This window comes from Brachyspira pilosicoli (genome assembly GCF_019402445.1).
In the GTDB taxonomy this organism is placed as follows: domain Bacteria; phylum Spirochaetota; class Brachyspiria; order Brachyspirales; family Brachyspiraceae; genus Brachyspira; species Brachyspira pilosicoli_B.
The window spans coordinates 1-18677 of the sequence record NZ_SRZM01000276.1 but is presented as its reverse complement, the minus strand read 5'-3'; the positions used below and the strand labels follow the sequence as shown (position 1 = coordinate 18677).

The 18677-nt window shown below is 27.9% G+C and carries 17 protein-coding genes; 13 read left to right on the top strand and 4 right to left on the bottom strand.

Annotated features, from left to right (window positions below; translation table 11 throughout):
• On the bottom strand, positions 1–3048 hold a 3048-nt coding region (ppdK, locus tag E6A48_RS09045; RefSeq protein ID WP_258018589.1), incomplete at its 3' end, for a pyruvate, phosphate dikinase.
• A 209-nt stretch (positions 3049–3257) separates the two neighbouring features.
• Between ppdK and E6A48_RS09040 the strand changes: the two genes are divergently transcribed.
• The 6 genes from E6A48_RS09040 (at position 3258) to E6A48_RS09015 (ending at position 8706) form a co-directional block, all read left to right on the top strand.
• Positions 3258–4106, top strand: a complete 849-nt coding sequence (locus tag E6A48_RS09040; RefSeq protein ID WP_219709891.1) for a D-glycero-alpha-D-manno-heptose-1,7-bisphosphate 7-phosphatase — start codon at positions 3258–3260, stop codon at positions 4104–4106.
• A gap of 246 nt (positions 4107–4352) precedes the next feature.
• Complete coding sequence (locus E6A48_RS09035) at positions 4353–4805, top strand: dual specificity protein phosphatase family protein (RefSeq protein ID WP_219709889.1); 453 nt, start codon at positions 4353–4355, stop codon at positions 4803–4805.
• Between the two features lie 55 nt (positions 4806–4860).
• Positions 4861–5517, top strand: a complete 657-nt coding sequence (locus E6A48_RS09030; protein WP_219709887.1) for a hemolysin III family protein — start codon at positions 4861–4863, stop codon at positions 5515–5517.
• 22 nt (positions 5518–5539) lie between these two features.
• Positions 5540–7168 (top strand): AMP-binding protein, encoded by a 1629-nt coding sequence (locus tag E6A48_RS09025; RefSeq protein ID WP_219709885.1) that lies wholly within the window; start codon positions 5540–5542, stop codon positions 7166–7168.
• A gap of 17 nt (positions 7169–7185) precedes the next feature.
• Positions 7186–8040 (top strand): aldo/keto reductase, encoded by an 855-nt coding sequence (locus tag E6A48_RS09020; protein ID WP_219709883.1) that lies wholly within the window; start codon positions 7186–7188, stop codon positions 8038–8040.
• 39 nt (positions 8041–8079) lie between these two features.
• A complete protein-coding gene (locus E6A48_RS09015; protein WP_219709881.1) occupies positions 8080–8706 on the top strand; it encodes a CatA-like O-acetyltransferase in 627 nt (208 codons plus the stop codon).
• Here the strand turns inward: E6A48_RS09015 and E6A48_RS09010 are convergent.
• Positions 8690–10306 carry a motility associated factor glycosyltransferase family protein gene (locus E6A48_RS09010; RefSeq protein WP_219709879.1) on the bottom strand — a complete coding sequence of 539 codons (1617 nt, stop codon included), beginning with the start codon at positions 10304–10306 and terminating at the stop codon, positions 8690–8692. The two genes, E6A48_RS09015 and E6A48_RS09010, sit on opposite strands and share 17 nt — an antisense overlap.
• Positions 10303–11055 (bottom strand): DUF3108 domain-containing protein, encoded by a 753-nt coding sequence (locus E6A48_RS09005; RefSeq protein ID WP_219709877.1) that lies wholly within the window; start codon positions 11053–11055, stop codon positions 10303–10305. The genes E6A48_RS09010 and E6A48_RS09005 overlap by 4 nt, the downstream gene beginning before the upstream one ends.
• 130 nt (positions 11056–11185) lie before the next feature.
• Here E6A48_RS09005 and fmt point away from each other — a divergent pair, with 130 nt between their 5' ends.
• The 6 genes from fmt to E6A48_RS08975 all read left to right on the top strand — a co-directional run bounded on the left by fmt (position 11186) and on the right by E6A48_RS08975 (position 17650).
• Positions 11186–12124, top strand: coding sequence for a methionyl-tRNA formyltransferase (fmt, locus tag E6A48_RS09000; RefSeq protein WP_219709874.1), 939 nt, complete (start codon positions 11186–11188; stop codon positions 12122–12124).
• Positions 12125–12154: 30 nt separating this feature from the next.
• Positions 12155–12802 carry a PASTA domain-containing protein gene (locus E6A48_RS08995; RefSeq protein WP_219709871.1) on the top strand — a complete coding sequence of 216 codons (648 nt, stop codon included), beginning with the start codon at positions 12155–12157 and terminating at the stop codon, positions 12800–12802.
• 106 nt (positions 12803–12908) lie between these two features.
• A complete protein-coding gene (locus E6A48_RS08990) occupies positions 12909–13709 on the top strand; it encodes a class I SAM-dependent methyltransferase (protein ID WP_219709869.1) in 801 nt (266 codons plus the stop codon).
• A gap of 20 nt (positions 13710–13729) precedes the next feature.
• On the top strand, positions 13730–15445 hold the full coding sequence (locus E6A48_RS08985; protein ID WP_219709867.1) for a DUF342 domain-containing protein: 1716 nt from the start codon (positions 13730–13732) through the stop codon (positions 15443–15445).
• A gap of 72 nt (positions 15446–15517) precedes the next feature.
• Positions 15518–16510, top strand: coding sequence for a D-glycero-beta-D-manno-heptose-7-phosphate kinase (gene rfaE1 / locus E6A48_RS08980; RefSeq protein WP_219709865.1), 993 nt, complete (start codon positions 15518–15520; stop codon positions 16508–16510).
• A 9-nt stretch (positions 16511–16519) separates the two neighbouring features.
• The gene (locus E6A48_RS08975) at positions 16520–17650 is read left to right on the top strand and encodes a hypothetical protein (RefSeq protein ID WP_219709863.1); all 1131 of its coding nucleotides are present in this window, start codon (positions 16520–16522) and stop codon (positions 17648–17650) included.
• Positions 17651–17653: 3 nt separating this feature from the next.
• Here E6A48_RS08975 and E6A48_RS08970 read toward each other — a convergent pair whose 3' ends face one another.
• Positions 17654–18046, bottom strand: coding sequence for a hypothetical protein (locus E6A48_RS08970; RefSeq protein WP_219709861.1), 393 nt, complete (start codon positions 18044–18046; stop codon positions 17654–17656).
• 125 nt (positions 18047–18171) lie between these two features.
• Between E6A48_RS08970 and E6A48_RS08965 the strand changes: the two genes are divergently transcribed.
• Positions 18172–18677 (top strand): MFS transporter (locus E6A48_RS08965; RefSeq protein WP_219709859.1); only part of this gene is annotated, 506 nt, incomplete at its 3' end.

The following is an 18677-nucleotide window of genomic DNA, read 5'->3' as shown; positions in this document are numbered from 1 at the left end:
TTTTTTTGATACTGCTTTTTTCACTTCTTTTTTAACAGTATTTTTTACAGCCTTAGCAACTTTCTTTATTTCTTTAGTTGCTTTTTTTACATCTTTTGAAGCTTTTTTTACTGTAGAAGCTGCTTTTTTAGCATCTTTTTTAATCTCTTTCTTTACCTCTTTTTTAACAGCTTTAGCTGCTTTTTTTACTTCTTTTTTAACACTTACTTTTTTGTTTTTTGTAGAAGCATTAATTATACCTTGAGCAGCAGCAAGTCTAGCAATAGGCACTCTGTAAGGAGAACAGCTTACATAGTTAAGTCCTATATCATAACAGAACATAACAGTAGCAGGATCACCTCCATGCTCACCACATATACCAACAGTAAGTTTTTTGTTAGTAGCTCTTCCTTTAGTAACACCTATTCTTAAAAGCTCTCCAATACCTTCTTGGTCTAATGATTGGAAAGGGTCTTTTTCGTATATTTCTTTATCAACATAGTCTTTTAAGAACTTACCAGCATCATCTCTTGAGAAACCGCCTCCCATTTGAGTTAAGTCATTAGTACCAAATGAGAAGAACTCAGCCTCTTGAGCAATCTTATCAGCAACTAAAGCAGCTCTAGGAACTTCTATCATAGTACCAACTTTATAAGCAACTTTATCTCCTACTTTAGTAAATACTTCATCAGCTATTTTGATAATTCTCTCTTTTATCATTTTTAGTTCTTTTAGAGTACCAACAAGAGGAATCATTATTTCAGGATGAACATCTACGCCGTTTTTCTTAACTTTTACAGCAGCTTCAATTATTGCTCTAGCCTGCATGTCGTAGATTTCTGGGTAAGTGATACCAAGACGACAACCTCTGTGTCCGAGCATTGGGTTAAACTCATGTAGAGAGTCTCTAATAGTTCTTAATTTGTCAAAACTAACATTCATTTCATTAGCAAGCTCTTGTAATTGAGAATCTTCATGAGGAATAAACTCATGCAAAGGTGGGTCAAGAAGTCTTACTGTTACAGGATAACCAGCCATAGCAGTAAATATACCTACAAAGTCTTCCATTTGCATAGGGAATAAACTATCTAAAGCATCATCATAAAGTTTTCTTGGTTCTTTATAAAGTTTTTCTAATTCTTCAACTAAATCAGCTTTGCCAATTTTTTTAGCTTCTTCTAATTTTTCTCTTAATTGTTTAACTTCTTCAGCAACAAGTATAAGCTGTCTTACACTTTTAATTCTGTCAGCATTGAAGAACATGTGTTCAGTACGGCACAAACCAATACCTTCAGCACCGAATTTCCTAGCAATTTGAGCATCATTAGGAGTGTCAGCATTAGTATGAACTTCGAATTTCTTTTCTTTTCTTTTTTCATCAGCCCACTGCATAAGTTTTCTGAAGTCTTCAGACATATCTGCCTCTTTAGTAGTAACCTGTCCAAGCATTACCTCACCAGTGGAACCATCTATAGAAATATAATCGCCTTCACGAACTACAGTATCATTAACTTTCATAAGTTTTTGACTGTAATCAATATCTAATTCACTACATCCAGCAACGCAGCATTTACCCATACCGCGAGCAACAACAGCAGCATGTGAAGTAGCTCCGCCTCTTGCAGTTAATATACCTTCAGCGGCATTCATTCCCTTAATGTCTTCAGGGCTAGTTTCTATACGAACAAGTACAACAGATTCTCCAGCCTCTTTCATAGCCTCAGCCCTCTCAGCAGCAAATACAGCCTTACCAACAGCAGCACCAGGAGAAGCATTTAATCCCTTAGCAAGTACTTTAGCAGTTTTCTTAGCATTAGGGTCAAACATAGGGTGAAGCAACTGATCCAAATCAGCAGGATTAACTCTCATTAAAGCCTCTTCTTTAGAAATAATTTTAGCCTCAGCAAGTTCAACAGCAATCCTTACAGCAGCAGCAGCAGTTCTCTTACCATTACGAGTTTGAAGCATATAAAGTTTACCTTCTTGAATAGTAAACTCCATATCCTGCATATCTTTATAATATTTTTCTAATTGATTTTTATAGCTTACTAATTGTTTATAAACATCAGGCATAACTTCTTCAAGTGAAGGATATTTAGATTTTCTTTCTTCTTCGCTTTTACCATTATTTTTAGCCCATTCTTTACTTCCATCTAATGTAATTTCTTGAGGAGTTCTAATACCAGCAACAACGTCTTCACCTTGTGCGTTAATTAAAAACTCTCCGTAGAATTTGTTTTCACCAGTAGCAGGGTTACGAGAGAAACATACACCAGTAGCAGAAGTATCTCCCATATTACCAAATACCATAGCCTGAACGTTTACAGCTGTACCTAAAAGACCTCTTATATCATTTAACTTTCTGTAAGCTTCAGCTCTAGGATTGTTCCAGCTCCTAAATACAGCATTAATAGCATGCCATAATTGTACTTTAGGGTCATCTGGGAAAGCTTCGCCCATTTCTTGTTTGTACATAGCTTTATATTTTTCTACTACAACTTTTAACTCTTCTACATCTAAATCAGTATCTTTAACTTCTTTTTCAGCTTTACCGATTTTTGGTGCTATTGCTTTTTTTCTTTCATCAAGAATTTCTTCAAATTTGTCATGATCAACGCCCATAGCTACATCGCCGAACATTTGAATAAATCTTCTATAAGCGTCCCAAGCAAATCTAGGATTGTTAGTTTTTTTAATAATTCCATTAACTACATTTTCGTTTATTCCAAGATTAAGTATTGTATCCATCATACCAGGCATAGATATAGCAGCACCAGAACGTACAGATACAAGAAGAGGTTTATCTGCATTACCAAACTCCATTCCCATAGCCTTTTCTAGTTTTTTGATATTTTCGTCAACTATCTTTTCTAGTCCTTTTGGATATGATTTGTTTTTTGAATAATAATCACATACTTCTGTTGTAATTGTAAAACCTGCTGGAACAGGTACTTTACTTTCTGTCATTTGGGCAAGACCTAAACCTTTACCGCCTAACAATGCTTTTGTCTCTTTAGCTCCTTCAGATTTACCATTACCAAAGAAGTAAACCATCTTTTTTGTTGCCATGATAATCTCCTACTATTGTTATTTTTATAAGTTTTTATTTACATTTTTATAAAAAAATAAATTTTTTCTTATATATATAGTATAGTTTTATTTTTTTGCTTGTCAATTTTTATTAAAACAAATTACTAAAAAAAGTAATATTTAAAAAGCTAATTTATTTAATTTATTAAAATTTGAAATATTGATTAAATTATAATATATTATTATCTATGAATAATTTTGATAAAATAGTGTATGAGAAGATAAAAAGTTTTTTTCTTTCGTTTTATAACAACTTAAATAATAGTAAAGCAGTAGTTGTTGGGCTTACATTTGATTTTAACAATAAAGATAAATTATATACTATAGACGATAACTACAAGATAATAAAAGATAATATTCAAAATCCATTGTCTGGATATTCTATATCAAACTTGATTGTGTATGATAATAAAGTATTTGAATATAATGAAAGTTTTAATTTAATTATAGATGAAGCATTTAATAATAACAATCTATACGGTATACCTTTATATATTCCAGATGCAAATAAGAAAGTTAATAAAGCCTTGTTTCTAGATAGAGATGGCGTGCTTATGGAAGATGTTGGTTATATTGGAGAGGTTGAGAGAGTAAAAACAAAAAAAGAGTTTATAGATATAGTAAAATATGCCAACGAAAAAAATTATATCACAATAGTAACCACAAATCAGGCTGGAGTTTCTTACAACTATTATACTAATGATGATGTGAAGAATGTTCATAACTACTTGTATGAAGAATATAAAAAACATGATGCTGTTATAGATGATTTTTATTATTGCCCTTATCATATAAAAGGAAATCTTGAAAAATATAAACTTCTTTCTGTACTAAGAAAACCAGAGGCTGCTATGCATTTAACAGCTTGCAAAAAATATAACATAGATTTAACTTCTTCTTTTATGATAGGGGATAGGGATAGCGATATTATAAAAATACCTTTTTTAAAAACTTTGCTAATAAAGACTGATGTATATGATATAGTTAATACTAATAATATAGTAGAAGTTAATGAAATATATTCATTTTTGGTATAGCGTATACTAAAAATTTCGCCTTATATTGTGCGAATTTCATCAAAGAAGTAAAAAGTGCAAGTGCTTTATATTTTATGAATAATATGTAATACTAACATTTTAAGCTAATAAATGCAGCCTTTTTGCTTCTTTGTGGCGACAAAAGAAGTGGGGGTACGGGGGCAAAGCCACCGCAAACAAAAAACTTAAAAAATATTTTTGACAAAATATAGTTGTTTAGTTATAGTATAACAATTGGAGATTTTTATGTTTGAGCTTTGTCATAATTTATATGTGGGAAATGACCATGATTGCAGTGTTTTTGATGGTGCTATAGTGCATGCTTGTCAGAGCTGTTTTGTAAGAGGTGTTAATGGTGCTGTTGGAAACAAAACTTTTTATGAAAACAATGACGATTTGTATTTAAACTTGCTTGATATATCTAGTCTTTCCTATGATTATGCTTCTCCGATGATTAAAAGGTCTATAGATTTTATAGATAGAAAAATTAAAGATAAAAAAGTTTTGGTTCATTGCAATTTTGGTATGTCGCGTTCGCCTTCTATATGTTTGCTTTATATGGCTAAGAAAGGTTATATTAACAATTCTTCTTTTAAAGAGGCTTCAAAAGACTTTCATAAAATTTATAATTATTTTTCTGCTGGATTAGGAATGTATAGATACTTTGATAGGTATTGGAATGACATAATGCAATTTTAGCAAATAGTTAAAAATGACCATTTACTTTATATTAAATAAAATATAAGATATAATTATGAGTATTTTAATTAAAAAAAATGTTTCAATAATATGTGCTATTATATGCATAATATGTGCAAGTTCAGCCATTGCTGTATTGGTAGGGCTTTTAATAAACTCTAAAACAGGTATAGAGATTACTTCTTTTTCTCTTTATTCTAGTTTTTTAATAATATTTTATATAATTAATGCTATATATCACTTTTTCCCTTTCAACAACAAGGCTAAAAAAGTATTTTATATACTTTCGCATGCTTTTTTTATTATGATGATATGGGGAGTTTATATACCGCCTTGTTTGATATCACTTCAAGATGGTTGGGGCTGGAGTTTTTTTGGAGTTATTACTGGGCTTTGTGTGCTTGGTATTACTTTAAGAAGTGTATTTAGCTATAGGTGGAGAGGATTCACAGAAACCATATACTACTTTCTTCTAAATTGGGTTTGGCTTATTGCTATACAAAAAATTGCTTTGGCTGTTGGGGAGTATGGTGCTATACTTTATTTAACTGCTTTTCTACTTCTAAATATTGCTATGGTGTTTTATAGACTTGCTATGTATGAAGTTAATAAAAGATATACTTTATTTCTTCCACTATTTTATTCTCTTTTAATTTTGTCTAATATATGTCATGCTGTTTTTATGTTTAGATATGTTGCTAATATAGTTTAATATTTTTTAAGGAGATTTGTTTATGATTAATGAAAAATTTACTGAGTATATTTTTAACTCTATTAAAGAAAATTGGGATATTAACGCTTTTTGTGATTATGGTAAGGATAATTTTGTAAAATATTCTGATGTGGCTAAACATATATTAAAAATGCATACCATATTTAAAAGAATGGAGATATATAAAGGAGACAAAATTGCATTATGCGGTTCTAACTCTGCTAATTGGGCTTTAACTTATTTATCTATAGTAAGCTATGGTGCTGTAGTTGTGCCTATATTAGTTGATTTTGCCAAAGATGATATTATTTCTATATTGAATGATTCTGGCTCTAAATATCTTTTTATGGATAAAAACATAATAGAAAAGATTGACAAAGAAAAATTTAGTTTTTTAAATAGAATATTTTATTTGGACAGTTTAACTATATTCGACCATAAAAATGATTTAACAGAAGAGTATAATGAGATTCTTGATGTGCAATTAGAAAATTTTAGCAGAGAAACTTTTTCATTAAACATATTTGAAAATGACACTTTGGCTACTATAATATACACTTCTGGTACTACAGGTTTTAGTAAAGGTGTTATGCTTAATCATAATTCTCTTGCGGCTAATGTAAGATTTGCAATAGAGAATATGCCTATAAAACCAAATGATCATATACTTTCTTTTTTGCCATTAGCACATGTATTTGGCTGTTTGTTTGACTTTTTATTTCCTTTTTCCAAAGGTGCTTGTATATATATGCTTAGTGCTATACCTAGTCCTAATATTTTGCTTAAGGCTTTTGATGAGGTAAAACCAAACTTAATACTTATGGTGCCTTTAATTTTGGAGAAAATTTATTTCAAAAAATTAAAGCCTACGATAGATAAGCCTATAATGAAAAAATTATTAACTTTGCCTTTTATATCTAAAATATTAAAAAATAAAATTAGAGATAAATTAACAGAATCTTTTGGTGCTAACTTCCATGAGGTAATAGTTGGAGGAAGTGCTTTTAATGAAGAAGTTGAAAGATTTTTAATGGATATAGGTTTTAAGTTTACTGTTGGTTATGGTATGACAGAATGTGGTCCTCTTATTAGTTATGCACCTTGGGATAAGCATGTGGCAAGAAGCTGCGGATGCATAATAGACACATTAGAGATAAAAATTGATTCTAATAGCCCTGAAGAAGTTGGGGACATTATGGTTAAGGGTGAAAACGTTATGCTTGGCTACTACAAGAACCCTAAAGCTACTACAGATGTTTTATCTCGTGATGGTTGGCTTAGAACTAATGATTTGGGTGTGCTTGTAGATGGAAAGAGAATATTTATAAGAGGAAGAAGTAAAAATATGCTTCTTGGACCTAGTGGACAGAATATTTATCCTGAAGAGCTTGAAAGTAAATTGAATACTATGCCTTATATATTAGAATCTTTAATTGTTCAAAGAGGAAATAAACTTTGTGCTTTGGTATATTTAGATGCTGAACAAGTTGCAAATCTTAACGATGAAGAGATAAAAACAAAATTAGAGGAAGTGAGAAATAATCTTAATAAACTTCTTCCAGATTTTGCAAGAGTATCTAGTTTTGAAATACAAAAAGAAGAGTTTGAGAAAAATCCTACTAAAAAGATTAAAAGATTTTTATATAAATAAATATTTGGATTTTTATAATGAGTTATGTTTTAAAATCTTCAAACAAAATTCCTAAATTTGGAATAGGTACTTGGAGAATGGGCGAGAACGAAAGTAAAAAAAGTGTAGAAATTAATGCTATATATTATGCTTTAAAAAATGGAGTAAGGCTAATAGATACTGCAGAGATGTATGGAGAGGGAGGAGCTGAGATAATAGTTGGAGAAGCCTTAAAGAAAGCAAACATAAAACGAGAAGAGCTTTTTATAGTTTCCAAAGTTTATCCTCATAATGCGGGTAGAGATAATTTATTTACTAGTTTACAAAATTCTCTAAATCGTCTAGGTCTTGATTATTTGGATATGTATTTGCTTCATTGGAGGGGGCGTATTCCTTTAAGAGAGACAGTTGAATGTATGGAAGAGGCTAAAAAAGAGGGGCTTATAAAAGATTGGGGAGTTTCTAATTTTGATATTGATGATATGAAAGAGCTTGAGAGTATAAAAAACGGAGATAAATGTGCTGTTAATCAGGTATTATATCATTTAGCTTCAAGAGGTGTTGATTTTGATTTGGCTTCTTATATGCTTGAGAGAAATATAGTATTAATGGCTTATTGTCCTTTAGCACAGGCTGGAGATTTGGGAACAGATTTATTAAACAACAATGTTATTAAAAATATAGCAAAAAAACATAATGCATCTCCAAGTCAAATAGCATTGGCTTTTATAATGTCTTTTGATAAGAGAGTACCCATACCAAAAAGCTCTAGCGAAAAACATATATTAGAAAATATTAACTCTCAAAAAATAGTATTAGATAAAGAAGACATAGAGCTTTTAAATAAAGAGTTTCCTAAGCCTAACAGAAAGATGCCTTTAGATATAGTTTAAAAATAATTTTATAAAAAAATTAAAAGGTATGTGTAAATAATGTTTAATATAATTGATATTGAAAATTGGGAGAGAAAAGAGCATTACTATCATTATTCTAATGTTAATCAATGTACTTATAGCATTACTTTAAAATTGGAAGTACAAAATATAGTAAATAGTTCTTTTAAATTTTATCCTACAATGATATATTTAATATCAAAGACTGTAAACGATATAAAAGAGTTTAAGATGTCTTTTGAGGATTCTAAACTTGGATATTATGATATTGTAAATCCAAGCTATACTATATTTAATAATAATGCTAAAACTTTTTCATCTATATACACAGAATATAATGATGATTTTAATTTGTTTTATAATAATTGTATTGAAGATATAAAAACTTATAGTAAGAGCACATCATTTTCTCCAAAAGTTTGTAATATAAAAAATTTATTTAATATATCATCTATCCCTTGGGTATCTTTTGAGGGTTTTAATTTAAACATCAATAATTGTTTTGATTATTTGCCTCCAATATTTACTATAGGAAAATATTATAATGATTCTAATAAAATATTAATGCCTATTGCTATACAGGTTAATCATAGAGTTTGCGACGGTTATCATATAGGTTTATTTGCAGAGAGTTTGCAAGAAAATATTTTTAATCTAAAAAAATAGATATATCATCATACCATTTATTTATATAATCTTTTAACTCATCGTATTTTATTTTTCCTTCTATAAAAGCGTCTCTATGCCATGGAGAAATCATATTTAATATTTTATCTATATCATCAGAAAAGTTATTAGAGTTAATATCTTTTATTAATGATTCCAATTTATTTTTTAATAATTCTTTATTTTGTTTTTCTTCTATATATTTGAAATCTTTTAATTGTTTATTAGAAGATTTTTGCATATTATAGATATTTACATTTTTTATTTTTGCAGATTCTTTTGTGAGTGTAAAAAAATCTATATTCTTTGATAAATCATTAACCAAACTTTCAAAATGATTTTTATAGCTTAAAAGAGAAGAGGAAGTGTTTCTCAAACAATCATCAAAGCATTTTATTTTATTATCATCATTTAATCTTTTATATTTTTTTGTTTCAAATGTGTTTATTTTACTACTTGTAATAAAATCTAGAGCTATTGCATTTGAATATTTTGAATGGCTCTTATCATCAACATGACAGAAATCGCACCCAGCAAGAAGAATATATTTAGGATTTAAAAACTCTGCTATTCTTAATGCAGGCATTATAACGCTTCCTTCCATAGGAAAATAAATATTATCTTTTGTATCATATAATATTTTTTCAAGGCTTTCATTGTGCGAGAAAAAAAACTTTCTTTCTTTTTTTATGCTGTTTACTGGGTATGATGTATGCGTTGTAAATAGCAATATGCTCTTTTCTTTAAAAAGACTTAATATATGTATTAGAGAATAAAATCCTCCGTCTGTGGATACTACTGCATTTGGTTTTATGTTGTTATTAAGAAGTGTGTTTAATGAATGCGATACTGATAAAACAAAATGGCTTTCTGATAATTCTTTTATTTTTTCTATGTAGTTATCTATGGAAGCTCCTGCTGATACTAAAAGAAGAGGTGTTTCTTTATTTAAATAATTTTTAAAGCTTTCTATGGAATTATTATTATGCATATTATAAATGATGTTTCTTGCCCATATAGGAGCAAAATAATAATTTGATGTAAGAGACATTAATCTCTCTTTTATAATATTTGATAATTGTATTGTAATATTATCATAATAGTTTTTATTTTCTTCACTAACATTAGAAGCTCTTATATGCCTTATAACTACAAGCTTTTTAACATTATCTTCTTTAATAAAATTATTAAGAAATAATAAAACATCATTTTCTTCTGACAATATAATTATTCTATCAGTATATTTTATCTCTATATTTGAAAGTATAAGTTTTAATAACTCTATATCTTTTTCTATTATTATAGCTTTATTTTTATCGTTTAATGACAAAAAATAATCTATATGATAAAAAGAAGCAATAGATAAAAATATAGCTGTATAATCTGTATTTTTTATATACTGCTCTATTAATCTTTTAGCTTCTTCTATTGGTGCATAAAGAGATGTGAGAGCTTTATTTTTGTATGATACACTTATTAAATTGTTTTTATTAAACTTTATTTCATAGTTATTATTATCATTAACATTTTCAAGTTTTTTTATAGTATTTATATTATATTTATTTAGTGTTAAAGCTTCTATATTTTTTTTTAGAATCATTTTCCGTCTTTATACTCTCTTATAATTCCTCTCACTCTAATAGTAAGACCATATAATTTTTGCTCTGCTATTATAACATCTAAAGGCACTTGATTATATTTATCTTTTGATATTAAAGCATCTGTACCATATTTACCATTTTCATATACTCTAACAGTTTCTAATTTGTTTCTTTCCAATTTTGTTTTTAATTGTCCGCCATTTTCTATTACAAATCTAATATCTTTTTTTAGGTTTTTTCCCTCAAGCCAATTAATAGAAAAAGTTCCGATATTTTTATCAACAAACCTCATAAAAAATACCAATGATAAAGCATCAAAAGCCAAACCATCATAAGTGATTTTTTCATCAGTTGTTCTTTTATCATTATAAATAAAATATTTTTCTTTATTGTTAAATTTTAATGTTTCATAATTAGTCCAATCTCCCTCTTTAGCATCTTTAGTTAATAGTAAAGGAGTAAAATCATTTGTTGCTACCCAAGCTTCAAATACATCGCTTACTTTATAAACAAGATTAGCAGCTCCTGTGCTATATACATGTGCATATAAATGATAAGCAGGAACACCGTCTACATTGCTAATAGCTAACACCTTAGCTTCAAGCACTCCAACTTTTCCGCTTATATTAAACTCAGGCACCTGTGCTAAAACATCATATTTAATATATTCTCCAACTTTGAAAGTTTGATTATAACAAAAAAGTATATTGGATATTAGTATTGTTAGTGTTAAAACGTATTTAATCATAAACATTCCTTTTTTATTAGGTTTTATAAATTTATTATAAAATAATAAAATAAAAACACAATTATAAAAATATTTTTATTCGTTTTTATTATAATTGACTTTTAAGTATATTACAGATATAATAAACTTTATGTATAATGTAATAATAGCAGGTTCTACAGATTTTACTTCAGATTGTATTTTGCAATTAATGAAACTAGATAATGTAAATATATCAGCAGTAATTTCTACAATAGACACAAAAAAAGACAGAAAAGGCAATATTATTCCTAACCCCGTAACAGTTACAGCATTAGAAAATAATCTTAATTTACTAAAGCCAGAAAATATCAACAGTGATGATTTTTATAATACATTAGTTGATTTTAATGCTGATTTTTTTATAGTTGTAGCGTATGGTAAAATACTTTCAAAAAGAACATTGTCTATACCAAAAATAATGCCTATGAATATTCACGGTTCACTTTTGCCAATATTAAGAGGAGCAAGCCCAGTTGAGCATGCTTTGCTTTATGGGTTTGATAAAACAGGCACTACATTGCAAAAAATGGATTATAAACTTGATGAAGGCGATATTATATTGCAAGATGAGTTTAATATAGAAAGTAATTGGCAATTTAATGAGCTTTATGAACAGATTAAAAAAAGTGGAGTTTGCATCTTAAAAGAGTTTTTTGATAATGTTGATAAATATATATCTAATCTAAAAAAACAAGATGACAGCAAAGCTACTTATTGTACTAAAATAAAAAAAGAAGATGGAAGGCTATATTTTAATAAAAGTGCTTTAGAACTTCATAATATGACAAAAGCATTTGTACGTTGGCCTGTTGCTTATTGTTATTACAATGATGTTTCTATAAAAGTTTTTAAAAGCGAATATAAAGAAAGCAAAAATAGCAGTAGTGATTTTGGTAAAATAGTTTATATTGATAATGAAGGCATACATGTTCAGGCATTAGATGGAATATATATTATAAAAGAGCTTCAGAGAGAGGGTAAAAAAAGACAAAGCGTAAAAGAGTTTTTATGCGGTAATAAATTAAATATAAATGAATATTTTAATTGATATAAAATAAATGGAGTAATAATTATATTTATGAAAGAGTTATTTAAAAAAATTAAGTCTAAGTTTAATAATTTTTATAATACTTATATAAAGAAGTTTATGAATAAAATACTTCCTAAGGGAATATTAACAGAAGATAAATCTCTTTTAGTGATAAAAAGGCTAATAATTTTTGCTATATTTTTATTTGTTTTACAGGGTATAATAGTTTCTATTGTTGTTTTTATAGTTGTGAAAGCTGGAGGAGAGTCTTTTGTACTTCCAGATGTACAGGGAGTTGAAGCTTTTGAAGCTTTTAATGTATTAGCTAAAGAAGATATGAATTTAAATATACAGTCACATTATTTCAAAGATTATCCATTAGGTACAATAGTTAGTCAAGAACCTAAAGGTGGAATGAGGGTAAAAAGAGGAAGAACAGTTTATTTGGTTGTAAACGTACCAGAACAGGCTTTGGTAAAAATGCCAGACCTTACAGGAAAATCTTATGATGAAGCTGTTAGTATAATATCAAATGAAATTATATCAAAAATACCTAGTGTTACAATACTTCCAAAAATTGATGATAATAATTCAGCTTATGATAATAATGTAGTATTATCTCAAGTTCCTAATGCTAATGAAGTTATAGGAATCAATACAGAAATCATATTAACTGTTAATAACAAAACAGAGTAATATTTGTATTTTTTTATTATTTTATTATATTCTCTATATATAAAAATTATTAATTGCTAAAGAAATGTAGTTTATTTCCGATTTTTACGAATGGACGAGGTGTATTGTGGAAAAACGAAAATGTGAATTTTGTCATAGTGATGAATATAAACCATATATAAAAACAGATTTAGTAAGTTATAGTAAATGTTCAAATTGTGGACTTATCTTTCAAGACCCTATTATTACTCAAGAGGAAATAGATGCTATATATGATGATAATTATTTTGAGTATGAAGTAGCAAATCATGATAATTTTTTTGCATTGATACAGTTGGCACTAAAAGATATAGGTTTTGAGAGAATAGAAAATGAACTTCCAAACAAAAATGTTTTAGATATAGGATGTGCCACTGGTATGACTCTTAATTATTTAAAGAGCAAAGGCTATGATACTACTGGAATAGAAATTTGTTCTGCTTCTGCAGAGTATGCAAGAAAGCATTATAATTTAAATATTTATGAGAAGCCTCTTATAGATGTTGCTTTTCCTGATGATTATTTTTCTTTTATACATTTTTCTCATGTTATAGAGCATGTGCCAAATCCTGCAGATACTTTAAAAGAGATTTATAGAATACTTGCTAAAGGAGGATATTTAGCAATAACTACTCCAAATGCTGATGGAATGTTTGCTAAGAAATATGGAGGTAATTGGAGAGCTGTGATGCCTCAGCATTTATGGCTATTTTCAAAACCTGTGCTTTCAAACTATTTAAAACAGGTTGGGTTTAATATAATAAGTGATTTTTCTTGGGGAAGTATACCTATAGAGAAAAAACCTAATAAGATAATAAAGAAGTTTTTTGATAAATTTGTGAAAAAATTTAATAAAGGCGATGTTATGCTTTTCTTATGCAAAAAGTAATTTAATAAAAGGAGAGAAAAATGACTAACAGTAATCTTAATATTGACAAAAGTAACTATGAATTTGCATTTGATGATTCTATTGACATAAGAGAAGTATATGACAAAATTGTTGATTCTAATAGTGAGGATCAAACTTTATATGATGAGCTTTTAAGATATTATGTTGTACCTGGAGTGCAGATATTAAAATCTATATCAAAGAGAGAAGGTATAAAGGCTAGTAAAAATGTAAAATTTGACAAGATGACAGGTGTATATAGAAGCACTACTTATGGTTATGTTTCTTATAATGGTTTAAAATCTGTATCAGTTATTCCTGTTATTAATGTTTCATATAAATGGAGAGGTGTATTAGTACTTCCTCCGCAAAAAGAAGCTAAAAGGCAACTTACTCTTGAAGAGATACAGATGATGATTTCTGAGATACCTATAAAGCTCATGGTAGATTATGATAAGATTGCTGAACTTGTAGAACGTAATATAAAAAATAATGAAGGAATTTGTTGTGTATTTGTTGAGGGTAGAAAACCTGTTGATGGAAATGTTCAAAAAGTTGTTTTGGATTATGATTTATCTATAGGTACAGGAAAGAAATCTGAAGATGGTTCTATTGATTTTAAAGAGAGGAGTTTTGTACATAATATAGATGCTAATGTTCAAATAGCACATTTTATTCCAGAGAAGCCTGCTGTTGATGGACTTGATATATATAATGAGATTATAGATGCTCACTTTGATGAGGATACTTGTTATAAGATAGGAAATAATCTTAAAGTTGATGATGATGGTATTACTATACGAAGTGCAATTAGGGGAATACTTGTAAATAGCAGTAATAATACTTTATCGGTTAGCGATACTGTTGAAATAGATAAGGTTGATTTATCCACTGGTAATATAGAAGTTGATGGGTCTGTTATTATTAAAGAGAATGTTACTCCTGGTTTTAGTATAAAGACAGAGGGGAATATAGAAGTTTACGGAAATATAGAAGATGCTAAAATAGATTGTGGAGGGAATTTAATTGTTTCTGGCGGTATTATTGGCGGACCTGATAGCGATATTAATATAAAAGGAAAGGTTTATTCTTCTTTTATCAGAAATGCTAAGATTATGTGTAAAGATGATGTTATAAGTCAGCAGATAGTTAATTCTGATATATCTAGCAGTAATAGAGTTATAGCATTAGAAGGTAAAGGTGTTATAATCGGAGGTTCTGTTAAAGCTTTAAATGGTGTTTGGGCTAAGAGTATTGGTGCTATAAGTGAATCAAAAACTACTATAATGGTTGGTAGAGATCCTGAGGCTGATGCTTTGTTTAAAGAAATTACAAATACTTTAAAAACTAATAAAGAAGAAATTAATAAGATTAAATCATTGCTTGGTTCTGAATACTTTAGAGATCCAAGGGCATTCATAGCAAGAATAGCTCCAGATAAAAGAGAAGCTATAAAAGGAATATTAAAAAGAATTACTGATATAATAAGAGAAACTAAAGAACTAGAGCAAAAAAGAAATGAAATGGCTGAAGAGTTTGAAAGATTGTCTGGAAGCAGTATCACTTCTATGGAAGGTTTTTTCCCTGGTGTTACAATATATATATCTAATATAAGAAAGTATATTACAAATAAAATATCTGGTACAGAGTATTTTTATTCTAAAGAAAAAAGAGATATTTCTGAGAAAGCTCCTAAACATTTAGATGAATCAGAATATGTAAGACAAACTAATTAATCTTTTTTATCATTTACAATTTTTTTTATTTTGTTTATAATATTTAATTATAATTATTAGGAATATTATTATATGAAAGTAAAAGATATTATAAAAGCTAGAGTATTAGTAATTGGTGATTTGATGTTAGATAGATTTACTTATGGTGATGTTATTAGAATATCTCCAGAAGCTCCTGTACCTGTTTTACATGTTAATCATGAAGAAAACTATTTAGGCGGTGCTGGAAATGTGGCAAGAAATATTGCTTCATTATTAAACATGGAAGGAAGAGGCGATATAGGTATCATTGGTGTTATAGGAAATGATAAGTCATCAGAAACTATTATAGAAAGTATGCATAATTGGAATATATCTAATGCTGGTATAATAGTAGATGAAACTAGACCTACTATAACAAAAACTAGAATAGTTGCTGGTACTCAGCAAATAGTAAGAATAGATGAAGAGAATGTTGAGCCATATTCAAAAGACATTTATAAAAAAATAGAGAATGCTTTTTTAGATAGATTAAAAGAATATAATGTTGTTATTATAAGTGATTATGCTAAAGGGGTTATTACTAAAGAATTAGCAAAAAAAATTATAGACACTTGCAACAAAAACAATATACAAGTATTAGTTGACCCAGCTATAAAACATTTTTCTTATTATAAAAAGGCTACTTTAATGACCCCAAATTTAAAAGAAGCTGTGGAAGGTTCTGATAGTAAAATACCTTTTTATAATTTCAATACAGATTCTATAAATAAATTAGGTAATGATATAGTAAAAAAATTAAGTTTATCAAAGCTTATGATTACACTTGGTGCTAATGGTATGGCATTATTTGATAAGGATATACAAACATTTAAAGATGAAGTTTATATAATACCTACTAAGGCTAAAAGTGTGTTTGATGTTTCTGGTGCGGGAGACACTGTTATATCGGTACTTGCTATGTGTCTTTCTGTTGGTTTTTCTTTTAAAGAGGCTTCTGAAATTGCTAATACTGCTGCGGGAGTTGTTGTTGGAAAGAGGGGTACTTCTACTTTAACTTTAGAAGAGCTTATAAAAGCTTTGTGAGGATTATACATGAGAAAATTATTATTTTTAGTTATTATCTTATCTATATGGGTATTTGCATGTTTGCCTAAGCCTCCTATTGCTCCTGCAAAAACTGTTACGGAACTTGTGCTTGGTAAAGATATTTATGTATATAAAGATGAGATAGTTGATTTAAATAGTCCAAAAATATATGAAGTTAATGGAGAATATTATTTTGGAGATTTTTATTATATTAAAAATAATACTGTTTATGCTATAGATGTTTCTAATTCTAGAATGGTTATTGCTAATGGAAGTAATATTAGTTCTTTTGATTTGGAATATAATAGTCTTGAAACTTCAAAAATATCTTTTATAGATAATAGTAGTAATGTATATATAACAGGTTATAATTTAGCGTATATTGGAGATATTACAATCACTAATGTATTAATGTCACTTCCTTCAGAAGGTCCATCTGTTGAAGGAAATGATGTTCCAGATTTGAAAACTTATATTATACAGGTAACTAATACTAATTATACTAAAGTAGGACTTGTATCTTTAAACAAAATATCTCCAGAGGGTAAAACATTATATAGCATATCTTCTATAATAGATAATGAATACGAAAAGGTTATAAAACTGATTTATTTAACTAATGATAAGTTTGCAGTATTAAAAAGAGATGATAAGAGAGTGCCTATATTGGATGTATACAATATTAATACAGGAGCAAAAGAAAACAGATATATTTTAGATAATATAGAAACTACAGATGAAGATACTATGTCTTATAGGGAAATAGTAGATTGTAAATATATAACAGATAAAAATGTTTTAGCTATACTTACTATGAGTATAGAAAACGGCAAGCATAAAGAAGATATAATATTTACAACCTCTTTTGATAATTTTAATTTAAAAGAGGCATATAAACTTGCAGCGAGAGATAATGCTCTTGCAGTTGGAATGTCTGATAATGGCAGAGTGATATATACTGGTATGGATAATGGACTTTATTTTATAATAAAGACTAATCCATTTGTATCGCAGAACTTCAGCAAAGAATATTTGGGCACTGATGATTTTAATAAATTAAGAGGAATTAATATGTTTAATGACTCTATTTATGGATTTTTATTTGAAGATGGCAAAATAAAATTCAATAATTTTTAAATATTATTGAATTTTTGAAAGTTTTCCTTCTGTTATAGTATTATCAGTATTAGTAATAGTTAATGATAAATAATCTTTATTAAAATCAAATGTATAATTATTTCCATTTTTTTGTGCAGTATATGAATCATCATTAACTTTGGTTAATTCTTGTTCTGCTATATCTACATTTTTATCATAAATATTTCCGCCTTCCATCATAACATTGATGGCACTATTTTCATCTACTTTGACTGTAGCTGTATTAACAATTAATTGTTTTTCTGAAATAAGTGTTGTATTAACACTTCCTCTGTATGTTCCTTGATATTTGTTTACGCTTGTGTTGTTTTTGCAAGAAAATATAAAAATAACTATAGATAATAGTATTAAAATTTCTTTTATTATTTTTTTCATAAAAATATTATTCCTTTAATGAATATTTATTATAATTAAAAATTTTTTTATAAATTTATAAAAAGTAAATTGTTTTTTTAACATTTATCATATACTATAATAAGAAATTTTAAAAGAGTGAAAATATGATTGATAATAATAAAAATAATATATTGGCTATTGTATCTTTAGTTTTATTGAGTTTTGCTTTGGGTACTTGTGAGTTTATAGTAATAGGTGTTTTAACTGATATTGCTGAAAGTTTCAAGGTGAGTGAGGTTATTGCTGGCGGATTAGTTTCTATGTTTGCTTTATCCTATTCAATATTTACTCCTTTTTCTGCTGCTATTGCTGGTAAGTTTAATAGGTTTAATTTTATAATATTTGCAAGTATAATATTTATTATAGGGAATTTCTTATGTTCTTTAGCTTTTGATTATAATTTCTTAATGATAATAAGGATATTTTTAGCAATTATTTCTGGGTCATTAATTTCTGTATCAATATCTTTTACTCCGTATGTTGCTACTAAAGAAAAAAGACCTATGGTTGTAGCTTGGATTTATTCTGGTTTTAGTATAGCTTCTATTTTTGGTGTACCAATAGGCACTACTATAAGTTATAGATTCGGTTGGAGAGCTTCTTTTATTTT

Coding starts and splice junctions, on each gene's coding strand:
- E6A48_RS09035 (WP_219709889.1), top strand. CDS start 4,353: ATGTTTGAGCTTTGTCATAATTTATATGTGGGAAATGACCATGATTGC.
- E6A48_RS09030 (WP_219709887.1), top strand. CDS start 4,861: ATGAGTATTTTAATTAAAAAAAATGTTTCAATAATATGTGCTATTATA.
- E6A48_RS08970 (WP_219709861.1), bottom strand. CDS start 18,046: ATGAAAAAAATAATAAAAGAAATTTTAATACTATTATCTATAGTTATT.
- E6A48_RS09020 (WP_219709883.1), top strand. CDS start 7,186: ATGAGTTATGTTTTAAAATCTTCAAACAAAATTCCTAAATTTGGAATA.
- fmt (WP_219709874.1), top strand. CDS start 11,186: ATGTATAATGTAATAATAGCAGGTTCTACAGATTTTACTTCAGATTGT.
- E6A48_RS09005 (WP_219709877.1), bottom strand. CDS start 11,055: ATGATTAAATACGTTTTAACACTAACAATACTAATATCCAATATACTT.
- E6A48_RS09015 (WP_219709881.1), top strand. CDS start 8,080: ATGTTTAATATAATTGATATTGAAAATTGGGAGAGAAAAGAGCATTAC.
- E6A48_RS09010 (WP_219709879.1), bottom strand. CDS start 10,306: ATGATTCTAAAAAAAAATATAGAAGCTTTAACACTAAATAAATATAAT.
- E6A48_RS09025 (WP_219709885.1), top strand. CDS start 5,540: ATGATTAATGAAAAATTTACTGAGTATATTTTTAACTCTATTAAAGAA.
- E6A48_RS08975 (WP_219709863.1), top strand. CDS start 16,520: ATGAGAAAATTATTATTTTTAGTTATTATCTTATCTATATGGGTATTT.
- E6A48_RS08995 (WP_219709871.1), top strand. CDS start 12,155: ATGAAAGAGTTATTTAAAAAAATTAAGTCTAAGTTTAATAATTTTTAT.
- E6A48_RS09040 (WP_219709891.1), top strand. CDS start 3,258: ATGAATAATTTTGATAAAATAGTGTATGAGAAGATAAAAAGTTTTTTT.
- rfaE1 (WP_219709865.1), top strand. CDS start 15,518: ATGAAAGTAAAAGATATTATAAAAGCTAGAGTATTAGTAATTGGTGAT.
- E6A48_RS08985 (WP_219709867.1), top strand. CDS start 13,730: ATGACTAACAGTAATCTTAATATTGACAAAAGTAACTATGAATTTGCA.